The 2576-nt window shown below is 71.0% G+C and carries 2 protein-coding genes and 2 tRNA genes; 3 read left to right on the top strand and 1 reads right to left on the bottom strand.

What is annotated here, in order from left to right; translation table 11 throughout:
- The 3 genes from BN10_RS13865 to BN10_RS13855 all read left to right on the top strand — a co-directional run.
- A partial coding sequence (locus BN10_RS13865; protein ID WP_040751966.1) for a hypothetical protein occupies positions 1 to 749 on the top strand: 749 nt, incomplete at its 5' end.
- Positions 750 to 916: 167 nt separating this feature from the next.
- A tRNA-Glu gene (locus tag BN10_RS13860) sits at positions 917 to 989 on the top strand.
- 20 nt (positions 990 to 1009) lie between these two features.
- A tRNA-Asp gene (locus BN10_RS13855) sits at positions 1010 to 1086 on the top strand.
- A gap of 77 nt (positions 1087 to 1163) precedes the next feature.
- Here BN10_RS13855 and BN10_RS13850 read toward each other — a convergent pair.
- Positions 1164 to 2522: an MFS transporter gene (locus BN10_RS13850; protein ID WP_010851880.1), complete on the bottom strand. Its 1359-nt coding sequence runs from the start codon at positions 2520 to 2522 to the stop codon at positions 1164 to 1166.
- Positions 2523 to 2576: the final 54 nt, after the last annotated feature.

The raw sequence follows: 2576 nt of genomic DNA, 5'->3' as shown, positions 1-2576 counted from the left end.
GGGCCGCGGCCGCCGCCGGCATCGCCGCGGTGTCCGTCGCCGGCCTTGCCCTGTCGACCGCGGGGGCGCCCGCGGCATACGCGACCTGGACGGCGACGCCCGCCCAGGTGGCGGCGGCCGACAACGCCGTCTTCGAGACGGCCTGCCGTGCGCAGGTCGGGCACCTCGAGTGGTTGAACGGTGCGCCACTCACGGTCCGACTCGCCGAACGCCGCGGCGACTACGTCGCCATGCTCCTCACCGGGACGAGCTCCGATGGTCCGACGTCCGTCGAGGCCAGTGTCAGTTGTGTCGGGTTGCTCCCGACCGGCGGCACCGAGGTGGAGGACCTCAGCTCCGGAGCCAGCGGCGGGGGCGGCTTGGCGTTGCCTGAGGCCGGAGGTTTCACCGAGGGCGCGATGAGCCAGTTCACGATGGGCGGCGGGCTCTTCGGCAAGGGTGACCCGGCCTCCTTCGTGGACGGCAAGGTCGGGCCCGACGTCGCCGCGCTGACCATCCACGCCTTCGGGCAGACGGTGGAGACGTCGATCAAGGACGGCACGTATGCCGCGTGGTGGCCCGGCCAGGCCTTCGACCTCTCCGAGCCGCTCCCGCCGAGTGGTGAAGGCGGACCCGAGCCGCAACTCACCTATGACGTCACCCTCACGGACGGCACGGTGCTGACGGACGTGGCGCCGAGCCGCCCCAGCGACGGGGTCTCGGAGACCATCGTCTGCCCGCCGACCTGCGCACCCGGGTCCGGGAGCTGACGTCGGCGATCTCGGCCTCGGGGCGCTTCGGGGGGCGCCCCGAGGCCGAGTCCCGTGCCAGGGACCAGGGCTCGTTTTGGCGATCTCAGAACCCTCCCCTATGCTTTCGGAGTCCTCGACGGATCCGAGCCTGGCTCGCCAGCGCGAGGGGGAAATCCGCCGAGCGGGTCCCCATCGTCTAGCGGCCCAGGACCCCGCCCTTTCACGGCGGTAGCACGGGTTCGAATCCCGTTGGGGATACACGGTCTTGGACCTTCCAAGGCCCCGTAGCGCAGTTGGTTAGCGCGCCGCCCTGTCACGGCGGAGGTCGCGGGTTCGAGTCCCGTCGGGGTCGCCACACCAAAGGGCACTCGCTGGCGCGAGTGCCCTTTCCCTTGGACGACCCTTTCCGGGGCCCACCGTCGGGGTCCGCGATCACATCGCGGTCTCCCCGGCCTCCTGGGCCCGCAGCCGATCGTCGAGGCGGTAGCCGCGCAGCACCCACAGGCTCACCGCGACCAGCAGGGCAGGCAGCACGGACACACCGAGAGCGATCGCCACCTTCGCCGAGTCGGGCTGACCGATGTCGCAACCGCCGCATGAGACATACCCCCCAGCGGCGAGCACACCGGCGAAGATGGCCGGACCGACCGCGAACCCGAGCAGTTCGGTGCCCGCCCACACCCCCGTGTAGAGCCCGATCCGGTTCTCCCCACTGCGTCGTGCGTCCTCGGCCGCCACGTCGGGGAGCATCGCGAGGGGGAAGAGTTGGCACCCGGCATACCCGATGCCGATGGCAGCGCACGCGAGCAAGGCCGCCCAGAGCTGACCGGTGCGGGCCGAGAAGAGCGCCACCATCCCGACGCCGAAGATCACCGAGGCCGCGAGGTAGCCGACCTTCTTGCCGCGGGCCAGGCCGAAGCGCTCCCACAACGGCGACACGAGGAGCGCCGGCGCAATCGTCGCGACGAAAAGCAGGGTCGAGGCGAGCGAGCCACCGATGAGGTGGTTGGCGACGTAGACGACACCGGCCAGGACCATGCTGGTGGCGATCGCCTGCAGGAGGAAGGTGCCGATGAGATGACGGGCCTGGCGATCGGTCGCGACCACCCGAAGCTGCTGGCGGAGCCCCGGCGCGGAGAGTTCCGGGCGGGCCAGCGGGGCGTGGCGGGTGCCCCACCAGCAGACCACCGCGCCGAGCGCGATGACGGCGGCCATCGCGACACCCATGAGGCGATAGCCGGCCGCGCCGTCCACCAGGTTGACGATCAACGGGGCCGTGGCGCCGGTCAGCAGGATCGCGACGCTGAGGATGATGACACGCCAGGTCATCAGGCGGGTGCGCTCGGCGTAGGTCGTGGTCATCTCGGCGGCCATCGCGATGAAGGGCACCTGGAAGAAGGAGTATGCCGTCGCGCCGGCGATGAAGGTGACGAGGACCCAGGCGACCGCCAGGCCCTGTGGCGTCGTCGGTCCGGCGAAGATCGCGGCGAAGGCGACCGCGAGGGCCAGTCCTCCCCAGAGCACGAAGGGACGCCGCCTCCCCTTCGGCGAGGTCGAGCGATCGCTGATCCGTCCCGCGATGGGGTTCATGAAGAAGTCCCACGCCTTGGGCAGGAAGACGATCAGGCCCGCAATCCCGGCGGCCAGACCGAGACGGTCGGTGAGATACGGCAGGAGCAGCAGGCCCGGGACGGTCCCGAAGGTGCCCGACGACAGCCCGCCCATGGCGTAGGTGCGTCGGATGCCCGGGCTGAGCGAGTCGGTCCCGGCCGCCGTCGTGGTGTCCGCCATGCCCGGACTCTAGGTGTACCCGGCCATCACGTTGGTGACAGTCGACTGGTGGGG

It is taken from the genome of Phycicoccus elongatus Lp2, assembly GCF_000367525.1.
Classification (GTDB): Bacteria; Actinomycetota; Actinomycetes; order Actinomycetales; family Dermatophilaceae; genus Phycicoccus_A; species Phycicoccus_A elongatus.
Note: the sequence above shows the minus strand (reverse complement) of the source record. Positions and strands in the feature narration are given on the sequence as shown.

What these genes read in the sequence shown, in the direction of transcription:
- BN10_RS13850 (WP_010851880.1), bottom strand. Translation starts at nt 2,522, where the DNA reads ATGGCGGACACCACGACGGCGGCCGGGACCGACTCGCTCAGCCCGGGC.